Annotated in this window: 20 protein-coding genes; 9 read left to right on the top strand and 11 right to left on the bottom strand. The window is 65.9% G+C overall.

Features of this window, described 5'->3' with window-relative positions; genetic code table 11:
* The first annotated feature begins 6 nt into the window (after positions 1-6).
* Positions 7-1,764, top strand: coding sequence for a cation:proton antiporter (locus HMPREF1224_RS27625; protein ID WP_010793615.1), 1,758 nt, complete (start codon positions 7-9; stop codon positions 1,762-1,764).
* A 315-nt stretch (positions 1,765-2,079) separates the two neighbouring features.
* On the top strand, positions 2,080-3,387 hold the full coding sequence (locus HMPREF1224_RS27620; RefSeq protein WP_003097074.1) for an MFS transporter: 1,308 nt from the start codon (positions 2,080-2,082) through the stop codon (positions 3,385-3,387).
* Positions 3,388-3,802: 415 nt separating this feature from the next.
* On the opposite strand, the gene tonB1 is transcribed toward HMPREF1224_RS27620, so the two are convergent.
* Both tonB1 and HMPREF1224_RS27610 read right to left on the bottom strand, forming a co-directional pair.
* Complete coding sequence (gene tonB1 / locus HMPREF1224_RS27615; protein WP_010793614.1) at positions 3,803-4,834, bottom strand: energy transducer TonB1; 1,032 nt, start codon at positions 4,832-4,834, stop codon at positions 3,803-3,805.
* 92 nt (positions 4,835-4,926) lie between these two features.
* The gene (locus HMPREF1224_RS27610) at positions 4,927-5,895 is read right to left on the bottom strand and encodes a CobW family GTP-binding protein (RefSeq protein ID WP_010793613.1); all 969 of its coding nucleotides are present in this window, start codon (positions 5,893-5,895) and stop codon (positions 4,927-4,929) included.
* A gap of 102 nt (positions 5,896-5,997) precedes the next feature.
* Here HMPREF1224_RS27610 and HMPREF1224_RS27605 point away from each other — a divergent pair, with 102 nt between their 5' ends.
* Entirely contained in the window at positions 5,998-6,366 is a 369-nt protein-coding gene (locus tag HMPREF1224_RS27605; RefSeq protein ID WP_003099679.1) for a hypothetical protein, read from the top strand.
* A 152-nt stretch (positions 6,367-6,518) separates the two neighbouring features.
* Here HMPREF1224_RS27605 and HMPREF1224_RS27600 read toward each other — a convergent pair whose 3' ends face one another.
* The 3 genes from HMPREF1224_RS27600 to dksA are packed head-to-tail and all read right to left on the bottom strand — an operon-like array spanning position 6,519 to position 8,778.
* Positions 6,519-7,160: a DUF1826 domain-containing protein gene (locus HMPREF1224_RS27600; RefSeq protein ID WP_003099676.1), complete on the bottom strand. Its 642-nt coding sequence runs from the start codon at positions 7,158-7,160 to the stop codon at positions 6,519-6,521.
* Positions 7,157-8,359: a zinc metallochaperone GTPase ZigA gene (zigA, locus tag HMPREF1224_RS27595; protein WP_003146840.1), complete on the bottom strand. Its 1,203-nt coding sequence runs from the start codon at positions 8,357-8,359 to the stop codon at positions 7,157-7,159. The genes HMPREF1224_RS27600 and zigA overlap by 4 nt, the downstream gene beginning before the upstream one ends.
* A gap of 14 nt (positions 8,360-8,373) precedes the next feature.
* Positions 8,374-8,778 carry an RNA polymerase-binding protein DksA gene (gene dksA / locus HMPREF1224_RS27590; protein ID WP_003097086.1) on the bottom strand — a complete coding sequence of 135 codons (405 nt, stop codon included), beginning with the start codon at positions 8,776-8,778 and terminating at the stop codon, positions 8,374-8,376.
* A 112-nt stretch (positions 8,779-8,890) separates the two neighbouring features.
* Between dksA and HMPREF1224_RS27585 the strand changes: the two genes are divergently transcribed.
* Positions 8,891-9,307: a hypothetical protein gene (locus HMPREF1224_RS27585; RefSeq protein ID WP_003097088.1), complete on the top strand. Its 417-nt coding sequence runs from the start codon at positions 8,891-8,893 to the stop codon at positions 9,305-9,307.
* Here HMPREF1224_RS27585 and HMPREF1224_RS27580 read toward each other — a convergent pair.
* Positions 9,285-10,478, bottom strand: a complete 1,194-nt coding sequence (locus tag HMPREF1224_RS27580) for an N-acetylmuramoyl-L-alanine amidase (protein WP_003114144.1) — start codon at positions 10,476-10,478, stop codon at positions 9,285-9,287. The two genes, HMPREF1224_RS27585 and HMPREF1224_RS27580, sit on opposite strands and share 23 nt — an antisense overlap.
* A 99-nt stretch (positions 10,479-10,577) precedes the next feature.
* Here HMPREF1224_RS27580 and folE2 point away from each other — a divergent pair, with 99 nt between their 5' ends.
* The 3 genes from folE2 to HMPREF1224_RS27565 are packed head-to-tail and all read left to right on the top strand — an operon-like array spanning position 10,578 to position 13,371.
* Entirely contained in the window at positions 10,578-11,474 is an 897-nt protein-coding gene (gene folE2 / locus HMPREF1224_RS27575) for a GTP cyclohydrolase FolE2 (RefSeq protein ID WP_003099665.1), read from the top strand.
* Positions 11,471-12,031: a gamma carbonic anhydrase family protein gene (locus HMPREF1224_RS27570; protein ID WP_003099663.1), complete on the top strand. Its 561-nt coding sequence runs from the start codon at positions 11,471-11,473 to the stop codon at positions 12,029-12,031. Before folE2 ends, HMPREF1224_RS27570 begins: the two co-directional genes overlap by 4 nt.
* Positions 12,032-12,033: 2 nt before the next feature.
* On the top strand, positions 12,034-13,371 hold the full coding sequence (locus HMPREF1224_RS27565) for a dihydroorotase (protein ID WP_003122312.1): 1,338 nt from the start codon (positions 12,034-12,036) through the stop codon (positions 13,369-13,371).
* A gap of 44 nt (positions 13,372-13,415) precedes the next feature.
* Here the strand turns inward: HMPREF1224_RS27565 and HMPREF1224_RS27560 are convergent, their stop codons facing one another.
* From HMPREF1224_RS27560 to cfaB, 5 genes are all read right to left on the bottom strand, one after another.
* Positions 13,416-14,660 carry a serine hydrolase domain-containing protein gene (locus HMPREF1224_RS27560; RefSeq protein WP_003122311.1) on the bottom strand — a complete coding sequence of 415 codons (1,245 nt, stop codon included), beginning with the start codon at positions 14,658-14,660 and terminating at the stop codon, positions 13,416-13,418.
* Between the two features lie 86 nt (positions 14,661-14,746).
* On the bottom strand, positions 14,747-15,145 hold the full coding sequence (locus HMPREF1224_RS27555; RefSeq protein ID WP_003099655.1) for a DUF1850 domain-containing protein: 399 nt from the start codon (positions 15,143-15,145) through the stop codon (positions 14,747-14,749).
* Complete coding sequence (locus tag HMPREF1224_RS27550) at positions 15,142-17,166, bottom strand: TRAP transporter permease (protein ID WP_003099653.1); 2,025 nt, start codon at positions 17,164-17,166, stop codon at positions 15,142-15,144. The genes HMPREF1224_RS27555 and HMPREF1224_RS27550 overlap by 4 nt, the downstream gene beginning before the upstream one ends.
* Positions 17,167-17,240: 74 nt before the next feature.
* On the bottom strand, positions 17,241-18,200 hold the full coding sequence (locus HMPREF1224_RS27545) for a TAXI family TRAP transporter solute-binding subunit (protein WP_003118440.1): 960 nt from the start codon (positions 18,198-18,200) through the stop codon (positions 17,241-17,243).
* A 163-nt stretch (positions 18,201-18,363) separates the two neighbouring features.
* Entirely contained in the window at positions 18,364-19,548 is a 1,185-nt protein-coding gene (gene cfaB / locus HMPREF1224_RS27540) for a C17 cyclopropane fatty acid synthase CfaB (protein ID WP_010793612.1), read from the bottom strand.
* Positions 19,549-19,785: 237 nt separating this feature from the next.
* Between cfaB and HMPREF1224_RS27535 the strand changes: the two genes are divergently transcribed.
* Both HMPREF1224_RS27535 and HMPREF1224_RS27530 read left to right on the top strand, forming a co-directional pair.
* Entirely contained in the window at positions 19,786-20,409 is a 624-nt protein-coding gene (locus tag HMPREF1224_RS27535; RefSeq protein WP_004351894.1) for an HAD-IB family phosphatase, read from the top strand.
* Between the two features lie 357 nt (positions 20,410-20,766).
* A complete protein-coding gene (locus HMPREF1224_RS27530) occupies positions 20,767-21,972 on the top strand; it encodes an MFS transporter (RefSeq protein ID WP_003114655.1) in 1,206 nt (401 codons plus the stop codon).
* Positions 21,973-21,993 lie beyond the last annotated feature (21 nt).

Genomic DNA, 21,993 nt, shown 5'->3' with positions numbered 1-21,993 from the left:
GCCGCCATGCATGCCGTCGATTTCATCCAGGACCTCGCCGTGATCATGCTGGTGGCGGGTGTGGTCACTATCCTCTTCCACCGCCTGCGCCAACCGGTGGTCCTCGGCTACATCGTCGCCGGCTTCATCATCGGCCCGCACACCCCGCCCTTCGGACTGATCCACGACGAAGACACGATCAAGACCCTGGCCGAACTCGGGGTGATCTTCCTGATGTTCTGCCTCGGCCTGGAGTTCAGCCTGCGCAAGCTCTTCCAGGTCGGCGCCACGGCGTTCATCGCGGCGTTCCTGGAAATCGTCCTGATGATCTGGATCGGCTTCGAGGTCGGTCGCTTCTTCGAGTGGAGCACCATGGACTCGCTGTTCCTCGGCGCGATCCTGGCGATCTCCTCCACCACCATCATCGTCAAGGCGCTCGGCGACCTGAAGATGAAGAACGAGCGCTTCGCCCAACTGATCTTCGGCGTGCTGATCGTCGAGGACATCCTCGGCATCGGCATCATCGCCCTGCTGTCGGGAATCGCCGTGAGCGGTTCGGTGGAAACCGGCGAGGTGTTCTCCACGGTCGGCAAGCTCAGCCTGTTCATGATCGTCGCGCTGGTCGTCGGCATCCTCCTGGTGCCACGCCTGCTGGCCTACGTGGCGAAGTTCGAGAGCAACGAGATGCTGCTGGTCACCGTGCTCGGCCTGTGCTTCGGCTTCTGCCTGCTGGTGGTGAAGCTGGAATACAGCATGGTGCTCGGCGCCTTCCTGATCGGCGCGATCATGGCCGAGTCGCGCCAGTTGGTGCAGATCGAACGATTGATCGAGCCGGTCCGTGACATGTTCAGTGCGATCTTCTTCGTCGCCATCGGCCTGCTGATCGACCCGAAGATCCTCGTCGAGTACGCCTGGCCGATCGCCCTGATCACCGTCGCGGTGGTGCTCGGCAAGATGTTCTCCTGCGGCATGGGTGCGTTCATCGCCGGCAACGACGGACGCACTTCGCTGCGGGTCGGCATGGGCCTGTCGCAGATCGGCGAGTTCTCCTTCATCATCGCCGCCCTGGGCATGACTCTGAAAGTCACCAGCGACTTCCTCTACCCGGTGGCGGTAGCGGTCTCGGCCATCACCACCCTGCTCACCCCGTACCTGATCCGCGCCGCCGACCCGCTCTCGCAGCACCTGGCCAACGCCATGCCGCAGCGCATGGCGAGGATCTTCGGCCACTACGGCGACTGGCTGCGCAGCATCCAGCCGCAGGGCGACCGTGCGGTGCTGGCGGCGATGATCCGGCGCATCTTGCTGCAGGTCGGGGTGAACCTGGCGCTGGTGATCGCGATCTTCCTCGCCGGCGGTTATTTCGCCGATACGCTTTCCGCCTGGATGAGCCAGTGGGTCGCCTACGACGGGCTACACAAGGCATTGATCTGGGGCGGCGCGCTGCTGGTCTCGCTGGCCTTCCTGATCGCCGCGTACCGCAAGCTCAAGGCCCTGTCGATGCTGCTGGCCGAACTCGGGGTCAAGCCGGAGAAAGCCGGACGCCATACGGCGCGGGTACGTCGGGTGATCTCCGAGATAATCCCGCTGCTGTCGCTGGCCGGCATGATGGTGCTGCTGGCGGCGCTCAGCTCGAGCATCCTGCCGCCGGGCGAGTTGCTGGTCGTAGTGGTGCTGGTCGCCGGCCTGGTGATCGCAGTGCTCTGGCGCTGGCTGATCCGCGTGCATTCGCGGATGCAGATCGCGCTGATGGAAACCCTCGACCAGGAAAAGGGCAGCCACTGAGAGCCAAGCGATCCCGGCCTGCCGTCGAATCGGCGGATAACCACGCTGCGGTTATTCGCCCTCGCCTGCACCTGGTGTCGCTATCGGACCCTTTGCCCTGAAGGATCGGCGGATTTCCGCTTATCCACTCTCCCGGTCGGCGGACTCCCGCTCGGCCAAGACCACCCCGCTCCTCTTCCAACCCAGTCCCCACGCGGCTTTCCCGCGTTGGCACGGCACCTGCTATCGAGCCATCCAATACGTCGCCCTCGCGATGTGCCGGTGTGCTGCGCCCTGATCAGCACATCCAAGACAACAACGAAAAGAGGAAACACGATGGAAAGCGCCAACGCCATTTCCGCGTCTGCCCAGCCCCGCACCACTTCGCAACGCATCAAGTCGATCTTCAGCGGTTCCGTCGGCAACCTGGTCGAGTGGTACGACTGGTACGTCTACGCCGCCTTCTCGCTGTACTTCGCAAAGGCATTCTTCCCCCAGGGCGACATGACCGCCCAACTGCTGAACACCGCAGCTATCTTCGCCGTGGGCTTCCTGATGCGCCCGATCGGTGGCTGGCTGATGGGTATCTATGCCGACCGCAAGGGCCGCAAGGCGGCGTTGCTGGCCTCGGTGCTGCTGATGTGCTTTGGCTCGCTGATCATCGCCCTGACCCCCAGCTATGAAACCATCGGCGTCGCCGCGCCGATCCTGCTGGTGGTCGCGCGCCTGCTCCAGGGCCTGTCGGTCGGCGGCGAATACGGCACCTCCGCCACCTACCTGAGCGAGATGGCGAACAAGGAACAGCGCGGGTTCTTCTCCAGCTTCCAGTACGTGACCCTGATTTCCGGCCAGCTCATCGCCCTGGCGGTGCTGATCGTCCTGCAACAGACCCTGACCGTAGAACAACTGGAAAGCTGGGGCTGGCGCGTCCCCTTCTTCATCGGCGCGCTGTGCGCAGTGGTGGCGATGTTCCTGCGTCGCGGCATGGAAGAGACCGAGTCCTTCTCGAAGAAGAAGGAAGAGCCGAAGGAAAGCCTGCTGCGCACCCTGCTGCGCCACCCGAAGGAAGTGCTGACCGTGGTCGGCCTGACCATGGGCGGCACCCTGGCCTTCTACACCTACACCACCTACATGCAGAAGTACCTGGTGAACACGGTAGGCATGAGCAAGACCGATTCGACCATGATCTCGGCTGCCACCCTGTTCCTTTTCATGCTGCTGCAGCCCATCGTCGGCGCCCTCTCCGACAAGATCGGCCGGCGGCCGATCCTGATCGCCTTCGGCGTACTCGGCACCGTCTTCACCTACCCGATCCTCAGCACCCTGCACAGCGTCGACAGCTGGTGGGGAGCGTTCTTCCTGATCATGGCGGCGCTGGTGATCGTCAGCGGCTACACCTCGATCAATGCGGTGGTGAAGGCCGAACTGTTCCCCACCGAGATCCGCGCCCTGGGCGTCGGCCTGCCGTATGCCCTGACCGTGTCGATCTTCGGCGGCACCGCCGAATACGTTGCCTTGTGGTTCAAGAGCGTCGGCCTGGAGAGCGGCTTCTACTGGTACGTCACCGCCTGTATCGCCTGCTCGCTGCTGGTCTATGTGTTCATGAAGGACACCCAGAAGCACTCGAAGATCACGACCGATTGATTGAGCCTCGTGCTCATGGCCCCGACACACTCCGGGCCTTTTTATCCACAGGACGGCGACCTTCGGGTCGCCGTCCTGCTTTTTGGCGCGGCAACCGATTCCCCCACACCCGCCGACTGTTGGTCTACGGCACGGCATCCCGACCGGAGCCCTAAGGCGCGCAACGCCGGCGGCGTAATCATCCGGTGTCCCTGCGTTCCACGGCGGATAACCGCAAGCGGTTATTCGCCCTGCGGCTCGTCATTCCGGCGGGGCTGGAACCTTGGCGCGCAAACGCCGATCTCCTCGCGTTCCCACGGTGGAACAGCGCAAGGGGCCTGCCGTCCCCAGGCAGCGAAGCCCCGTCTGCGAGACCTACCGGGAATAAAAAAACCGCGCTCGAAGGCGCGGCTCTTTTCGTTGTCAGAGAACCGCCTCAGCGGCGCTTCTCGATCTTGAAGAAGAACATCTTGGTCGCCTGGCGGGCGACGATCTTGCCACCGCTGACACGCGGCTCGAAACGCCACTTAGCCATGGCCTGGCGCACCGAACGGTCGAACATGCCTGACGGCACCGACTCGAGTATCTGAATATCGTCGATGCGGCCATCGGTGGTAATGGTGAACAGCACCTTCACCCGGCCCTGAATTCCCCGTGCCTGGGCCATTCGCGGATAGACCGGTTGCGCCATGCCCAACGGCTTGATGTCGCTGTCGTTGAGGCTGCCGCTGGGCAGGCCGGCCGGGCCTTGCGAGCCGCTGGGCGCAGTCTGCGCGCCGGGCGTGCTCTGCCCGACGGTAGGTGCGGGCGGCGGCGGGGCGGCGCTGGACGGGCTGGGCTGGCTGGATGCCTCCGTGCTCGGCTCGGGTTCCGGCTTGGGTTTGGGTTCCGGCTTCGGCTTGGCCTTGGGAATGGCGTTTTCCACCGGTTTGGGCTTGGGTTTCGGCTTGGGCTTGGGTTTTTCCACCGGCTTCGGCTTCGGCGGCTCCGGCTTGGGTTCCTCGATCTTCGGCGGCGTCGGCTCCGGCGCGGCAGCCGGCGGCTGCGGGGTCGGCTCGGCCTTCTTCTCGAGCTGGACGAAATTCACCTGCATGGTCTTCGGCAGTTCGCCGTGGCCAAGGTTGAGTTCGGCCGGGGTCGGCATCACCCACACCAGCGCACCGATGATCGCCACATGCATCGCCACCGCCGCGCCGGAGGACAACCACCAGCGCGACTTGGGCGGCTCGCCGGGGACGTCTTCGGGATCGCTGCCATGGGCGTAGGGGATCAGCACTTCCTCGACCGCCACTTCCTCGTCGCGGCGCGCGCCGGAGCAGTCCACCACGCGCAGGTTGGGTTCTCCGCGCTGGGCATTCACGCATGGCAGGGACTCGCTTTCGTCTCCCTGGGCGGGAGCGGTGGGGTGGTCTTCGGCGAGCGCGGCCAGCGAAAAACGGTCAGGCGACCGTGAAGGCTGTGGCGACATGAGGGCGACCTGCGGAGAAGTGAAAGGTAAGGAAGTAGAGTCTTCTGATAATTATTATCATTCAGTCGCGTCCTCAGGGCAACCTTGGCGGATCATTCCGCGACCATCCGACACGCCAGGAACGCCTCTTCGAGCGCCTCTTCATCCGCGCCTGCGGCGAGGATCAGTTCCAGCCGATTATCCCGCCGCCACGAGGACTTGCCCCAGTTATCCACAAACGGCGCGGCATTCGCTGCATACCAACCGTCCGCGCAATGCAGCACCGCCTTGGCCCGCCGCAGTCCGGACAAACGGTTCAGCCAGGCGTCCACTGCGACCCGATCGAAACGCACCGACGGCGCCAGCCGCCAGCCGATGGCGAACTGGCCGTCCTGCTCGCGCACGGCGCGCAGCGGTCGCTCGGCGGGCAGCACCGTTCCCAACTGAGCAGGCGCCTCCGGCAGGGCCGCCCAGGTCGTCGCGCTACCGTCCCCGGCAACGCTGGTCGGCAGATCGCGCAATGCCAGGTGACCGCGCACGCTCCAGCGCAACGGCAGGACCGGCAGGCGCGCACGCACGGCGCAGCGCTGCGTCGCGTCGAGCGTTTCGGATTTGTTCAGCAGCAACATGCCGGCCGCTTCCAGCGCCTGTTCCTGTGCCTCCGGCAGCGGTTGGCCGGAGGCCAGCGCGGCGGCATCCAGCACCACTACCAGGGGTTGCAGGGCCAGGACGCCGGACCAGGGAGGAGCCTGCAGCTGTTTCCACAGCGCCAGCGGATGTCCCAACCCGGAGGGTTCGATGAACAGCCGGTCCGGCCGTGCCCGACGCAACAAGCGACCGAGCCCCACCTGGAACGGCACGCCATTGACGCAGCAGAGGCACCCGCCCGCCACCTCGCCGATGGCCACGCCGTCGACGTCCGTGGCCAGCAGCGCGGCATCCAGGCCGATCTCGCCGAACTCGTTGACCAGAACCGCCCAGCGCTCGCCCGCCGGCTTCTGCGCCAGCAGCGAGCGGATCAGGCTGGTCTTGCCGGCCCCCAGGGGGCCGCCGATCAGGTGTGTGGGTATCTCTCGAAGCATCTGCGCAACCGGAATGTGAAAGCCTGTGGATCAATGCGGTCCTTGCCTGCGGGGAGCCCGGCCCCGTGCTAGAGTCGCGCCCGTCTGCAATGGAGTCCTCGCATGCGTCCGTTCCTGTTCTTCCTGTCCTGCCTGCCGGGCCTGGCCCTGGCCGAAGCCTGCATCGTCCATAGCCAGGCGAAGAATCTCGACGTGAAGGTCTGCCAGCAGAACCGCAGCATCCCGGCCAAGCTGTTCCGCGAAGGCTTCTGCCAGCCACAACTGCAGGGCCAGAAGGTCGAGGTGACGTTCGCCGAGGAATGTCCGACGGGCGCCTTCGGTGTCTGCCGCGACGCCAGGGTACCCAACGCGCCCTATCGGCAGGACATCTTCTACTACGGCATCGCGACCGACGCACGCTACCTGGAGCCGTTCTGCGCCAGCCAGAGCCAAGGTCGCTGGGAAGAGCCTAGCGCCGCGAAAAAGCCCTGAGCGCGTCATCAGCCTGTCACAGCGTCAGGGCTAAATGGGAGTCGGGTACCTCAGCACCCTTCGTCCCCATCCCCAAGGTAGGACGACTTTTTGGTGATAGGCCATCTGCGGATGGCCTTTTTTTATTCCTCGAAAGACACTTGTCCACAGGCTCAGGCAAGCCAGTCCAGGGTCAACAGCAGGCGCGCCAGCCCAGGCTCCGCTCGCGGCGAGCGATGCACCAGCCCGGCACCTTCGTTACCCTCCCAGCGTTCGCCCTTGAGCAGCGCCACGTCGCCCGTGGACAAGCTGTGGATAAGCTGTTCGTCGACAACTTCGGCCTGCGCTCCGCCAAGCAGCCGACGGTCCAGGCCGGACTCGTCCAGCCATTCGCTGGCGGCGCCCTGGTAGGTGGTGACCAGCCGCAGCGGCACGTGGTCGACGTGGAAACGCGGGCACATCGGTTTATCCAGAACGCGCAGGCGCAGGCCGATACGCCGCGCCCCGGTCAGGCAGGAGAAGGCCTCGACCAGCCAGCCCAGGTCGTCGAGGAAATCGGTTTGTCCCGGCAGTTGCTGCGCGTCGAGCAGGCCGTCCAAGACGGGTAGCCGTTCCTCTTCCATCTCCAGCGTCTGGCTCAGCGCCAGTCCCGGCCGGTTGCGCACCAGGGCGGCGGCGAAGTCGCGCAGCGCCGGGCTCAACCGGCGTGTCCAGACCGCCAGGTTGACGCCCTCGCGAAGCACCTCGGCCAGCACCTGGGGGTCGTCATCGAACGCCTGGCACGGCAACGGTTTTTCCTGCGGCAGTGCGCTCATGCGGCGTGCCCCCAGTCCTCGAAGGGGTCGTCCAGGCCCTGCCAGCCGGGGATGCCCAGGTTCATCTCGGCGTCATCCAGCAGGCAGGCGTCCAGGGCTGCGCGCAGGGCCGCGAAGTCCAGGTTCTGACCGATGAAAACCAGCTCCTGGCGACAGTCGCCGACGCCTTCCTCCCAGTGCCGCATGATCGCCCGCAGGCCCTCTTCGTCCTGTGGCCACTGTCCGGTCGGCACGAAGCGCCACCAGCGGCCCGCCAGGCCGTAGCGCATCAGGCCGCCGGCCTGCGACCAGCTGCCGGCCTCGCGGGGCCGGCTGGCGAGCCAGAAGAAGCCCTTGGAGCGCAGCAGCCGCCCCTGCTTCAGCGGATTGTGCAGGAAGGCGTGGAAGCGCGCGGGGTGGAACGGCCGGCGCGCCCGGTAGGCCATGGAGGCGATGCCATATTCCTCGGTTTCCGGCAGGTGCTCGCCGCGCAGTTCCTTCAGCCAGCCCGGCGCGGACGCCGCGCGATCGAAATCGAAGCGACCGGTATCGAGGATCTTCGCCAGCGGCACCTGACCCATCACCATCGGCAGGATCTCCGCCTCGGCATTGAGCTGGCGCAGGATCGCCAGCAGTTCCTCGCGCTGCTCGCTGGAGATCAGGTCGATCTTGCTGACCAGGATCACGTCGGCGAATTCGACCTGGTCGATCAGCAGGTCGGTGATCGAGCGCTGATCCTCCTCACCGAGGGTTTCGCCACGACTGGCCAGGCTGGCGGCCTCCTGGTAGTCGCGGAGAAAATTCATCCCGTCGACCACCGTGACCATGGTATCCAGTCGCGCCACGTCGGACAGGCTGCGGTCCAGCTCGTCGCGGAAGGTGAAGGTCTCGGCCACCGGCATCGGTTCGGAAATCCCGGTGGACTCGATCAGCAGGTAGTCGAAGCGGCCTTCCCGGGCGAGACGGCCGACCTCTTCCAGCAGGTCTTCGCGCAGGGTGCAGCAGATACAGCCGTTGCTCATCTCCACCAGGCGTTCTTCAGCGCGGTTCAGGCTGACATCGCGCTGGACCTCGCTGCCATCGATATTGATTTCGCTCATATCGTTGACGATCACCGCAACCCGGCGGTTCTCGCGGTTCTTCAGCAGATGGTTGAGCAGCGTGCTCTTGCCGGCGCCGAGAAAGCCGGACAGCACGGTGACAGGTAGGCGTTGGTTCACGGTTGGTAACCTCTTCAGTTGTGCCGCACGTGGCGTTCGCGCTTCTCCTGGCGCTCTTTCGCCTCGATGCAGAGGGTGGCGGTGGGACGCAACAGCAGGCGGCGCAGGCCGATCGGCTCGCCGGTTTCCTGGCACCAGCCGTAGTCGCCGCGGGCCAGGCGCTCCAGCGCTTCGTCGATCTTGTCGAGCAGCTTCTTCTCCCGCTCCAGCAGGCGAAGTTGCCATTGCCGCTGTTCCTCGCGGGAAGCCAGGTCGGCCTCGTCGCTGGGGCGTTCGAGATCGCGCAGCTCGCCGAATTCGCCTTCGATGCGCGCCTGAAGTTCCTGGCGCTGACGCAGCAGCAGGTCGCGGAAGAAGTCCTGCTGGGCTTCGTCCATGTAGGCAGCGTCGGGCTGGGCAAGCAGTTCCTGTTCGGTCATGGGCTGAACCTGGGAAACTTAAAACGTTATACTATAACAATTAACACCACAATCGATGGCCCGCCAATCGCCTTCCGGCTACCCTGGGCCCACGTCATCCCGGGATCCACCGATGCGCCGCGTCCTCCGCCTTTACTGCCTGGCCCTCCTGCTGCTCGCTCCGGCGGCACAGGCGCAGGGCTTTCTTCCCGGCACCCGCCCGGCGGAATGCGCCTACCTGCGTACCGTTCTGGCCTGCATGGATCGGCTGGGCAACCACTACAGCGTCGCCACCGGCGGCAACGACACCTGGCTGCGCGGCTACGACGCGGCGAGCGGACGACGCTGGGCCCAGACCAATACGCGCTACGGGCGCCTGACCTTCTTCAGCGGCATCGCCAGCGATGGGGAAATCTGGGTCGGCCTCAGCCGCAACATCGGCTGGACCAGCGTCAGCCGCCTGAGCAGTTCATCGGGCCAGCGCCAACGCCTGACCTGCGGGCGGGTCAGCGGCTGCAGCGAAGGCCCTAGCCGGGAGGCTGCGCGCTGAGCGCCGCCAGGTAGCTGCCGGCGGGAGGGCGTTGCCGGAAGTAGCCCTGCACGCCAGCGAAGATCGCCTCGGCCAGGCGCTGGCGATGGCGTTCGTCCATCAACCGGCGACAATCGCCGCGATTCGAGATGAAGCCGGTCTCCACCAGGATCGAAGGGATGTCCGGCGACTTGAGCACGGCGAAGCCGGCCTGCTCGACACGCTTCTGGTGCAGCGCGGTAACATCCGACAACTGGCCGAGAACGCTGTGGCCGAGGTCCAGGCTGCTGGCGATGGTCGAACTCAGGGCCATGTCGAGGATCACCCCGGCGAGTACCTTGTCGCGGCCCTGTAGCGGCAGGTTGCCGCTGTTGCCGATCAGGTCGGCGCCGTTCTCGCGCTCGGCCATCCAGCGCGCCATGGTCGAGCTGGCGCCATGCTCGGAGAGGGCATATACCGACGCGCCGGAGGCGGTCAGTCGCGGCGCCGCGTCGGCGTGCACCGAAACGAACATGTCGGCGTTGTAGCGCCGGGCCACTTCCGGCCGCTTGCGCAGCGGGACGAACACATCGCCGTTGCGCACCAGGCGCGCCTTGAAGCCTTTCTCACGGTCGATCCGCCGCGCCAGCAGGCGGGCGATGGCCAGCGCCACGTCCTTTTCGCGCTCGCCCTTGCTACCGACCGCGCCGGGGTCCTTGCCGCCATGGCCGGCATCGACCACCACGAGGATGTCGCGGCCCGTCGAGGGTAGCGGGCGGGCCAGCGCCAGCATTGGCTCGGGGGGCGCCGCCAGCGCCTGTGGATATAGGTCCAGGACCAGGCGATGGCCCTTTCCCGCCTGCGGTTCCAGGGCGAAGCTGCGCGGCCTGACCGCTTGGCGCAGATCGAGGACGATGCGCGTCCCGCCGCCACCCAGTTGGCCACTGCGTATGGCGCGCACGGGGCCGTCCAGCGGTAGCTCGGAGAGCGTTGCGAGCAATTGCGCGTCGGGCAGGTCGAGGATCAACCGCTCGGGGGCCTGCAGGGAAAAGGTTCGATAACGCGGCGGGCCGTCCAGTTCCAGCACCAGGCGCCAGCTTTCCGAGGAATTCCAGGCCCGGGCCTGGCGGATTCGTACATTGGCGCTGGCGGCCAGGAACGGCTGGAGGGCCAGGCCGGCGAGCAGGCTTTGCAGGAGACGACGGCGCTTCATCGACGAAATACCCGATTGCAAGGGTCGGCATTAGCTAATACGTTATATTATAACATTCAAGCCATTTCCAGGCCTTGCCTACCCTTCTTCGAGTTCTCCATGAATGCCTTGACGCTTCCCGATATCGCCCGCCAGACCACCACCGCCGATCTTCCCCTGGACTGGGTCGGCATGCAGGGCATCGCCCTTCCCGTGCAGATCGGCGGGCAGAGGGTCGCCGCCGAAGCCGATGCCGGTGTCAGCCTGGACGACCCGCAGGCCCGCGGCATCCATATGTCGCGCCTCTACCTGGCGCTGGCCGAACTGGAACAGGGCGAGCTGGACCTTTCCTGCCTGCGCGCCGTCCTGCAACGCTTCCTCGACAGCCACGCCGGCCTGTCGCGTCGCGCCTACCTGCGCCTACGCCTCGCGCCGCTGCTGCGGCGTCCGGCGCTGGTCAGCCCGCTGAGCGGCTGGAAACGTTATCCACTGGTGCTGGACACGCGCCTGGAAGGCGATGACTTCCAGGCCGAAGTCCATCTCGAGCTGACCTACTCCTCGACCTGCCCCTGTTCGGCGGCACTGGCCCGGCAATTGATCCAGGAGCGCTTCGACCAGGACTTCGCCGGACAGCCGCTCGATCATGCCAGCGTGCTCGCCTGGCTCGGCAGCAGCGCCGGCATCGTCGCCACCCCGCACAGCCAGCGCAGCAGCGCGCACCTGCGCATCGGCCTGGCGGAAGACTGCATCGGACTGCCCCTGGAAGAGCTGGCGGATCTCGGCGAAAGCGCCCTCGGCACCGCGGTGCAGACTGCGGTGAAACGCGCCGACGAGCAGGCCTTCGCCCTCGCCAACGGGCAGAACCTGATGTTCTGCGAGGACGCGGTGCGCCGGCTGCACCGCGCCCTGCAGGGTTATCCACAGGCGAGCCGGTTCTCCATACGGGTCGTCCATGCGGAAAGCCTGCATGCCCATGACGCCGTCGCCGAAAGCCATTGGCAGCGAGGTGCAGCATGATCCGCAAGAATCCCTCCGGCGACCTGCCGGTGATCGACGAATCGGCCTATGTGGACAAGACCGCGATCATCTGCGGCAAGGTGATCATCCAGGCCAACGTCTTCGTCGGTCCCTACGCAGTGATCCGTGCCGACGAAGTCGACGCCGACGGCGGCATGCAACCGATCGTGATCGGCGCCAACTCGAACATCCAGGACGGCGTGGTGATCCATTCCAAGTCGGGTGCCGCGGTGACCATCGGCGAGCACAGCTCCATCGCCCACCGCTCCATCGTCCACGGTCCTTGCGAAGTCGGCGACCGGGTCTTCATCGGCTTCAACAGCGTGCTGTTCAACTGCCGGGTCGGCGATGGCTGCGTGGTCCGCCACAACGCGGTGGTCGACGGCTGCGACCTGCCAGCGGGTTTCTACGTACCGTCCACCGAGCGCATCGGTCCGCGCACCGACCTGGCGAGCATGCCGCGGGTCAGCGTTTCCGCCAGCGAGTTCTCGGAAGACGTGGCGCGCACCAACGTCGACCTGGTACGCGGCTACAAGTCGCTGCAGAACGAGTTCTGAACATGCGAAGCCTGCTGATCCGCAATGCCCGGATGGTCAACGAGGGGCAGGTACGCGAAGGCGATCTGCTGGTCCGCCACGGTCGCATCGAACGCATCGCCGGCTGCCTGGAAAACTGCGGCGCCAGCCGGGAGATCGATGCCGCCGGACGCTACCTGCTGCCGGGAATGATCGACGACCAGGTGCACTTCCGCGAGCCGGGTTATCCACAGAAGGGCTCGATCGCCAGCGAATCCCGCGCCGCCGTGGCGGGCGGCATCACCAGTTTCATGGACATGCCCAATACCCGCCCGGCGACGCTGAGCCTCGAAGCGCTGGCGGAAAAGAAGCGCCTCGCCGCCGCCCATAGCGTGGCCAACTACGGTTTCCACTTCGGCGTCAGCCGCGACAACCTCGACACCGTGGCCGCCCTCGATCCACGCGAGGTCGCCGCGGTGAAGGTGTTCATGGGCGCCTCCACCGGCGACATGCTGGTGGACGACCTGCCGACCCTGGAGCGCCTGTTCGCCAGCGTTCCGACCCTGCTGCTGAGCCATTGCGAAGACACACCGCGGATCGAAGCCAACCTCGCGCGCTGGCGACAACGCTTCGGTGAACGTATTCCGGCAGCCGCCCACCCGCGCATTCGCGACGCCGAGGCTTGCTACCGTTCCACCGCCCTGGCGGTGGAACTGGCGCAACGACATGGCACGCTGCTGCATGTCCTGCACTTATCCACAGCGCGTGAACTGGCCCTGTTCGAGGACAAGCCGCTGTGCCAGAAACGCATCACCGCGGAAGTCTGCGTCCACCATCTGCTGTTCGACGACAGCGACTACGCCCGCCTCGGCCATCTGCTCAAGTGCAACCCGGCGATCAAGAGCCGCGAGGACCGCGACGCCCTGCGCAGGGCGCTGGCCGGCAACCGCCTGGACGTGATCGGCACCGACCACGCGCCGCACGCCTGGGCCGAGAAGCAGCAGGCTTATCCACAGGCGCCGGCCGGCCTGCCACTGGTCCAGCATGCGTTGCCGGCACTCCTGGAGCTGGTCCGCGAAGGCTGGCTGTCGCTGGCCACCCTGGTGGCGAAGACCAGCCACCGGGTCGCCGAACTGTTCGCCATCGCCGATCGCGGTTTCCTCCGCGAAGGTTACTGGGCCGACCTGGTGCTGGTCAGCGAACTGGAGCACCCGGCGCTGGCCAGCGCCATGCCGCTGCTGTCGCGCTGCAACTGGACGCCGTTCCGCCACCGGGCATTCCACCATCGGATCGATACCACCATCGTCTCCGGGCAACTCGCCTGGCACGCGGGACGCCTGTCCGACGATTGCCAGGGACTGCCCCTGCGGTTTTCCCGCTGAAGTCTTGTCCACAGCCTGCTGTGGATATCCGTTCGCCCACGGCCCTAGCGCAGGGCTTTCACCGCCGCGCCAAGGAAGGCATAGGTCTCCTCCTCGCGATCGTCCATCTCCGGCTTCGGCCAGGCGCTCCAGACCACCGCCACGATCTTCTCCTTGCGGTTGATGTAGAGGTACTGGCCGAAGATGCCCTGGGCTTCGAAGGCCCCGCCGTCATGCTCGGGCAGGGCCTTGGCGCCCACCGGGAAGGTCCACCACTGGTAGCCGTAGCCGAGCGCGTATTCGCCATCGTAGAGCTTGCCCGGGGCCAGGTGGGAAGAAGCCTCGACGCGACTGGCACGATCGACCCAACCTTCGGGGAGGATACGTTCGCCATCGATCACCCCGTCCTCGAGGACGAACTGGCCGAAGCGGCCATAGTCGCGCAGGGTCGCGCTCAAGCCGCTGCTGCCGATCTCTTGCCCGGCCGGCGATTCCAGTTGCCAGAAGCCGTCGCTCTCCATGCCCATTCGCGCCCAGATCCGCTCGGACAGGTAGTCGCTCACCGGAATGCGGGTCGCCGCGTGCAGCAGCTCGCTCTGCAGGTGCGACTCGCCGGTGCTGTAGGTGAAGTGGGTACCGCTCGGGTACTGCCGCGGCAGGCTCGCCAGCAGCCGCAGGATGCCACCGGGACGTTCGGCGAGCTGGGCGTCGAACATCTGCCGGCGGTCGGACTTCGGATCGCGATAGGTCTCGTTCCAGCGGACCCCGGAACTCATCTGCAGGACCTGCTCCACCGTCACCCCCTGGTAGGCGGAGCCGGCCAGGCTCGGCAGGTACTTGTCCACAGGCTGGTCGAGAGCCAGCAGGCCCTGCTGCACGGCGGCGCCCACCAGGGTCGAGGAGATCGACTTGACCACCGAGAACGAGGTCCAGCGCGTGCGTTCGTCGTTGCCCAGGCCGTAGCGCTCCAGGGCGACCTTGCCATCCTTGAGGACCAGCACCCCGCCAACGCGGTTGCGCCGCATGAAATCGTCGACGCCGTATTCCTCGCCGCCGATCCGGTAGCGCGGCGCGATGGCCACACCCGCCGGCAGCGGACGGACCTTGGTCCCCTTGTGGATAACCCGGGTCGGATAGACCTTGTCCATGTTCCGGTAGGTGTCCGGCTGGTATTCCGGGATCAGTTCATAGAGATCGGCGGCACGGCCGATCCGCGGGTTTTCCACAGCCGCGTCGGCGCCGGCCGAGCCGCTTGCCGAGACGAACAGCGCCAGCAGGGCCGGCCGGAAGACTGATATACAGCTACGCATGGACGTTTTCCTTATGACCGGAAGCAGCTCCGGCTTCGTCGTTTTTATGGATGTGGACTGGCGTCTCACGGTTATCCACAGGACGTTCAGTCGCTCGGGTCCCGTATCGGACACGCCCAGAGTTCGACCGCCGGGCGCTCAGGGTCCGGCGGACCGATCCAGCGCGCCAGCGCATCGCAGCGCCCCTGACGGCAGATCCGGTAGTCGCCGGCCTCCGGTGTGCGCCCCAGCCGCAACGGTTGCAACGGCGGCACCCCACGGTGGTAATGCCAGGCGCCGTCACGCAGCACGGCGCCCTCGGGAATCTCCATCCCCGCCCCGCTGCCCCGCACCCGGGCCTCTTCCAGCAGCAGGCCGCGCTCACTCAGGCGATAGTCTTCTTCCCAGAGCACCTTCTCGACCGTGTGTTGCCAGGCCAGGGTGAACGACTGCAGCGGCAGCGTCGCCCAGACGCTGCCGGCCATGCCCAGACACAGCGCGATCACGCCACCGCCTCGCGCGCACGCTGGCGCCAGAGGTGCCAGCCGATCACCAGCGCGCCGAGGACGAAGCCCAGCTCGTCGCTGATCGGCAAGGCCAGGACCAGGCTGGCCCCGGCGGCGAACGCCACCAGGCGCTCCCACCAGGCCAGCGGCCCCTGCAGGTAGCCGATGGAAGCCATGCCCCACAGGCCGATGGCCAGCACCGCCTTGCAGGTGACATAGAGCGTCGCCCCCCAACCGCCTTCCTGCAGCATCAGCGCCGGGGAATACACCGCCATGAACGGCACCACGAAACCCGCCAGGGCGATGCGCACCGCCCAGAAGCTGATCTTCAATCCCCTTTCCTTGGCGATCGGCGCGGCCGCGAAACAGGCCAGCGCCACCGGAGGGGTGAGGTCGGCGAGGATGCCGAAGTAGAAGACGAACATGTGCGAGACGATCAGCGGCACCCCCAGTTCCAGCAGCGCCGGCGCGGCGATGGAGCTGGTGATGATGTAGTTGGGGATGGTCGGGATGCCCATTCCCAGGACCAGGCAGGTGACCATGGTCAGGACCAGCGACAGCAGCAGGTTCTCCCGTCCCAGGTCGAGCACGTAGCTGGCGAAGGTGGTGGCGATGCCGGTCAGCGAAATCACCCCGATGATGACTCCCACCAGGGTGCAGGCGATGCCCACCGGAATCGCATGTCGCGCACCTTCGGCGAGGGCGCGGACGCAGATGCGCAGGGTTTCCCGGCCGCCACGGACGAACCAGCAGGCCAGGGCAAGGGCCGCGATCACGACGAAGATCACCCCGATGCCGAGGCGGAAGAACCCCGCGCAGAGCAGCCCCAGCGCCACCCAGAAGGCGATGCGCAGGCCGAGCGAGGACACCCGCAGGATGATCGCCGAACCGAGGATGACGATGGCGGTCAGCGCCAGGCCGATGGTTCCGGAGAACAGCGGCGTGCGCCCGGAGAACAGCAGCGCGATCAGCACCAGCAACGGAATCAGCAGGAACCAGCGCTCGCGGACGGCACCCCAGGCGCTGGGACACTGATCGCGCGGCAGGCCCTTTAGATCGGCCCGGCGGGCCTCGAGGTGGACCATCCAGTACACCGAGCCGAAATACAGCAGGGCCGGGATCAGCGCCGCCTTGGCGATCTCCACGTAGGGGACGTTGATGGTCTCGGCCATGATGAACGCCACCGCCCCCATCACCGGCGGCATCAGTTGGCTGCCCATGCTCGCGGTCGCCTCGACGCCGCCGGCGAACGCCGGCTTGTAGCCGAAACGCTTCATCAGCGGGATGGTGAACTGTCCGGTAGTGACCACGTTGGCCACGCCGGAGCCGGTGATGGTGCCCATCAGCGCCGAGGAGAATACCGAGACCTTGGCCGGCCCGCCGACCCGGTGACCGAACAGGCCCATGGCGAAATCGGTGAACAGGCGGATCATGCCGGCCTGCTCGAGGAAGGCGCCGAACAGGATGAACAGATAGATGTAGGTGGCCGATACGTAGGTCGGCGTGCCGTAGAGACCTTCGGTACCGAACGACAGCTGGTTGACGATCTGGTCGAAGCCGTAGCCGCGGTGGGCCAGGTCGCCCGGCAGGTGTTCGCCGAACAGGCCATAGGCAAGAAACAGCGCGCAGATGATCGGCAAGGCGATGCCCATCACCCGTCGCGCCGCCTCGAAGACCAGGACGATCAGCACCACGCCGACGACCATGTCGGCCTGGGTCAGCTCTCCGGAGCGCTGGATCAGGTCGCCCTCGAAAACCCACTGGTAGACCGCCGTGCCCAGGCCGGCCATGCCCAGCAACCAGGCCAGCGGCTGCCAGGGGCGACCTATGCCGAAGGCGGGATAGCTGATGTACACCACCAGCAACAGCAGTCCGACGTGCATTGCCCGCAGGACCTGGGTGGAAATCAGGGGAAAGGCCGCGGTGACGACCTGGAACACGGAAAAGGCCAGGGCCACGGCGAACAACGCGCGCGGCCAGTTTTCCGCCTCGAGGTGCAGCCCGTTCTGATGATCGCTCATGCATCGACTCCCTACAGCCGGAAACGCGGGGAACCCGGTCCGCCGCACGGACCGGGGCTACGGAGAAACGGGCCTCACTCGGGCAGTACGCCCTTCTCCTTGTAGAAGCGCTCGGCGCCGGGATGCAGCGGAATCGGCAGGTTCTTCGCCGCCTTGTCCAGGGCGATGTCCTTGGCGGCAGCATGGGCGGTGACCAGGCGCGGCAGGTTGTCGAACATCAGCTTGGTCATCTGGTAGGCCAGCTCGTCGCTGACCCCGGAGTGGCTGACCAGGATATTGTCGATCGCCACCGTCGGCACGTCCTGCTCCTGGCCGTCGTAGGTGCCGGCGGGAATGCTCGCGGCGTGGTAGGCCGGGCTGTCGATCTTCGCCACCACGTCCGCCGGGATCGCGACGAAGGTGATCGGCATGGTCGAGGCCAGGTCGCGGATGGCCGCCATGCCCAGGCCGGAGGATTGCAGCGTAGCGTCGAGCTGGCGGTTCTTGATCAGCTCCACCGACTCGGCGTAGGGCAGGTACTCCACCTTGCCCATGTCCTCGTAGCTCAGGCCGGCGGCCTTGAAGATCGCCCGGGCGTTCAGCTCGGTACCGCTCTTGGGCGCGCCCACCGAAATGCGCTTGCCTTTCAGGTCGGCCAGGGTCTTGATGCCCGAGGCTTGGCTGGCCACTACCTGGATATAGTTCGGATAGGTATTGCCGATAGCCCGCAGCTTCTTCAACGGCGCCTTGAAGCCGGCGTCGGCGACCCCGTTCCAGGCGTCGGCGACCGAGTCGCCCAGCGCCAGCGCCAGTTCTCCACGCCCGGCCTGCAACAGGTTGAGGTTCTCGACCGAAGCCTTGGTGGCCTGCACCGAGGTTTTCGCGCCCTGGATATCGTGCCCGTAGATCTGCGAGAGGCCGACCCCTATGGGGTAATAGACCCCGCTGGTGCCGCCGGTGAGGATATTGATGAAGGTCGGCGCGGCAAAGACCACGGTACTGAAGGTCACCGTTGCGGCAAGCGTGAAAAGACCGAAGCGTCTGCTCAGCGACATGGGAAGTCTCCTGTTCTTATCGTTGTTGTCGCGCTGTCGCGGAAGCGTCCCGGCTTCCTTCGACCGCGCAGGACTTCGTGCAGACTAGACCGCCCCGCCACGCAGGACAATCAGCAAGGACCGATTGCGCGACCGGCTCCGCAAGGGAGCCGGTCGCCGGCGTTCAGGCGTACAGGTCGCGCCGCGACCAGGGCAGCTCGTGGGAGCCATCCTCGTGGGGGCGAATGGCGAGGATCTGGTGCAGGTTGATCCAGCCGCGCTTGAAGCCGTAGGCACATCCGGCCAGGTACAGCCGCCAGATCCGCAGGGTTTCCTCGGGCACCAGGCGAGCCGCCTCCTTCAGCCTGGCTTCCAGGTTGGCGCTCCAAAAGTCCAGGGTCCGGGCGTAGTGCAGACGCAGGCTTTCCACGTCGACTACTTCCAGCCCGGCTTCGCTCATCCGCGCCACCGCCAGCGACAGGTGCGGCAGCTCGCCGTGGGGAAACACGTAGCGATCGATGAAGTCGCCGGCCCCCTTGCCCACCGGGCGGCCGTCGGTGTAGCGCGAGGTGATGCCGTGGTTCATCACCAGGCCGCCGGGACGCACCGCATCGTAGAGTTGCTGGAAGTACAGCCCCAGGTTGGCGTGCCCGACGTGCTCGAACATGCCGACGCTGACCACCTTGTCGAAGCGACCATCGCGCGGCAGGTCGCGGTAGTCCAGCAGCTTGAGGGTGACCCGGTCCTCCAGGCCTTCGGCCTTGACCCGCTTCCGCCCGAGCGCCAGCTGCTCCTTGCTCAATGTGATGCCAGTGACCTCGACGCCGAACTCGCGAGCGGCCAGGCGCGCCAGGCCCCCCCAGCCGCAACCGACATCGAGCAGCTTCTCGCCCGGCTGCAGTCGCAGCTTGCGACACAGGTGGCGGAGCTTGGCCAGTTGCGCAGTGGCGAGGTCTTCCTTGCCGGTCTCGAAATAGGCGCAGGAATAGACCATTTCCGGATCCAGCCAGAGCTGGTAGAAGTCGTTGGACAGGTCGTAGTGGTAATGGATGGCTTCGGCGTCGGTGACCTTGTCGTGGCTTTCGCGAACCGGCGGCGCGGCGCCATCGGGTCCGCCGAGCGCTTCGCTGAGGGCATCGCCGATACCGATGACCTGGCTGATCGGTCCTTCGATGTCGAGACGCTTCTCGACGTAGGCCTTGCCCAGCGCATCGAGGCTGGGATGGGTGATCTCGGTTAGCAGCGAGGGGTCGCGAATGACCATGGTTACCTGTGGATCCGGCCCCAGATCGAACGCCTGAGCATCGCCGATGCGGATCCGCAACGGCAGTTGCAGGGACAGCAACTCAGAGGGGAGCTGTGCAATCATGCCAAACCTCCTGGTCACAAGACGGGAACACTATAGTCCAGTACCTGATAGAGTTTTGCTATCGACTACTTAGCCTCCTATCTATCGATGCAAAACCCCTGAGCACTCCGATTCAGGTTAGCAGCCAGTCTGCCCATGGATAGTTGACAGTTCTGATATACAAACTTTCCCTTGCTGCAATAACGGAATGACGCATACACCCTGTCAAAGGAAGCGGAAGCGACATAAGGAATGCCGATGAACGAGACCGTATCCCTCGAAACACGCGAAGTACGCTTTCTCTCCGTGTTCGACTTCGACGGTACCCTGACATACCGAGACAGCTTCGTGCCCTTCCTGCGTTTCGCCTTCGGCAACCGGGTGTTCGTCCGCCGCATGCTGCGCATGGCAGGACCCAGCCTGGCCTATCTCTGCCGGCGTATCGACCGCGACGACCTGAAGGCGCGCCTGATCGCCACCTTCCTCACCGATGTGCCCGTAGATGTGCTGGAAGAGCGGGCGCTGGCCTACCAGAACCGCTTCTGGGAAACACTGATGCGTCCCCACGCATTGACCGCGGTGGCCGACCAGGTCAGCAGCGGCAGCACCGTGACCATCTGTTCCGCCTCCCCTTCGCTGCTACTCAGGCCGTTCGCCGAGAAGCTCGGCGTGCACCTGATCGCCACCGAGCTGGAAGTGGTAGACGGCGTACTGACCGGCAGGATCGTCGGCCGCAACTGCCGGCGCGACGAGAAAGTCTGCCGCCTGGAGCGGCACTACGGTCCGCTGACCCAATACTCCCTGCGCGCCTGGGGCGACTCGCGCGGCGATACGGAACTGCTGGCGGCGGCGCTGGAGCGCTTCTGGAAACCGTTCCGCTGACCGGTTGCCGGACATGGTCTGATCCGAGTATCAATCCAAAGTGGGAGCGAACGTCGCCATATCCGGCAGGAGTGCAAAATTCGGCTAACGTTCCGGTAGGATAGTTTCTCCAGCACTCCCGAGCCCCGAGCGGATTCCGGGGAGAGCCGCTTGAGGCGATACGCCGAAGCCTTCTTCGAAATCGTGCACTGGCCCCCAGAATCTCCCTCCGTTCTCTTCTTTTCTCCCCGCCGTTCCTGCATCAACCAAACAGCCATGCCCTCCATAGCCCGAGCGGTTCATCCCTGACCCTGGCGCCGGCTCCACGAGCCGGCGCCCCCTTGGCGTTCGTCCGCTCATTCAGCCAAAGAGAACATCATGAACCAGAAAATTTCCCCGCCTTCACAGAAGCTCGACGGCCTGTTCCTGCTGGCCCTGTCGATGGCCGTATTCTTCGTCGGCGTGACCGAGTTCATGCTGTCCTCCATGCTCGGGCCGCTGGCGCAGGCGTTCCACACCACTACCAGCGGCGCCGCTTGGCTGATCTCCAGCTACGCGTTCTCCTATGCGATCGCCGCGCCGTTGCTGGGCTACTTCTCCGACCGCATGCAACGCAGGAAGCTGCTGCTGCTCGCCCTGGTCCTCTTCGCGGTCGATACTCTGGCCATCGTCATCGCCCCGACCCTGGAAATTGCCGTCGTCCTGCGGGTGATCGGGGGCATCGCCTCGGCAATCATCATCCCGACCACCTTCGCCCTGGTCGCGGAGGTGGTCGCCCCGCAAAGACAGGCCGGTGCCATGGGCCAGGTGATGCTCGGCATGACCCTCGGCATTGCCGCCGGCCCGGCACTGGCCGGCCTCCTCTCGGACTTCTTCGGCTGGGCGGCGCCCTTCCTGTTGGTCTCGTGCGGTTGCGTGCTGGTCTTCCTGATGGCACGCCAGCGCCTTCCCGTGCAAGCCGTGGCACCGCGCGCCGAGGGCCATGCGCTGGGCTGGTGCAGGCAATGGAGCATCCTCAGGCCACTGATCGCCAAGGGTGCCTGGAACGGCACCGGGGTCGCCGGCCTGCTTCTCTCGGGAGAGGTGCTGCGCCAGCGCTACGGCTTCAGCACCGCGCAGATAGGCGTCAGCATCGCCGCCTTCGGCGTGGGCCTGGCCGTGGGCAACCTCGCCGCGGGTTACCTGCGACGTTATCTGAAGCGCGACGAAGACATGCTCCTGCTGGTGCTGGCGCTCCTGGTGTTATCGATGTCGACCTTCATGCTCCTGCCGCTACCGTTACCCGTGGCGCTCTGCTGCCTGGGCGCCTGGGGCGCCGCGCTGGGCCTGGGCGCGCCGGCGGGCACGGTGGTACTCGCCTCGCGCTCCGGGCCGGACAAGGGCATGGTGCTGTCGTTCGCCGAGACGTTCAACAACATCGCCATTCTCGCCAGCGTGCCCCTGGCTGTGCGACTGCTGGAGCTGAAGGGGCCGCCCGCCACCCTGTGGGTATTGGGCATCGGCCTGGGCATCGGCGCCTGGTTCACCGTGCTGGACTGGTTCGCCAGCCGCAGGAGCAACGAAGCGCTGCCGTTGCGCGATTGACGGCGAGCGCCGGGGCCGCAT

The sequence above is a fragment of the Pseudomonas sp. P179 genome (genome assembly GCF_000478485.2).
Taxonomy (GTDB): domain Bacteria; phylum Pseudomonadota; class Gammaproteobacteria; order Pseudomonadales; family Pseudomonadaceae; genus Pseudomonas; species Pseudomonas aeruginosa.
The sequence above is the reverse complement of the archived record's forward strand: the minus strand, read 5'-3'. Positions and strand labels throughout refer to the sequence as shown.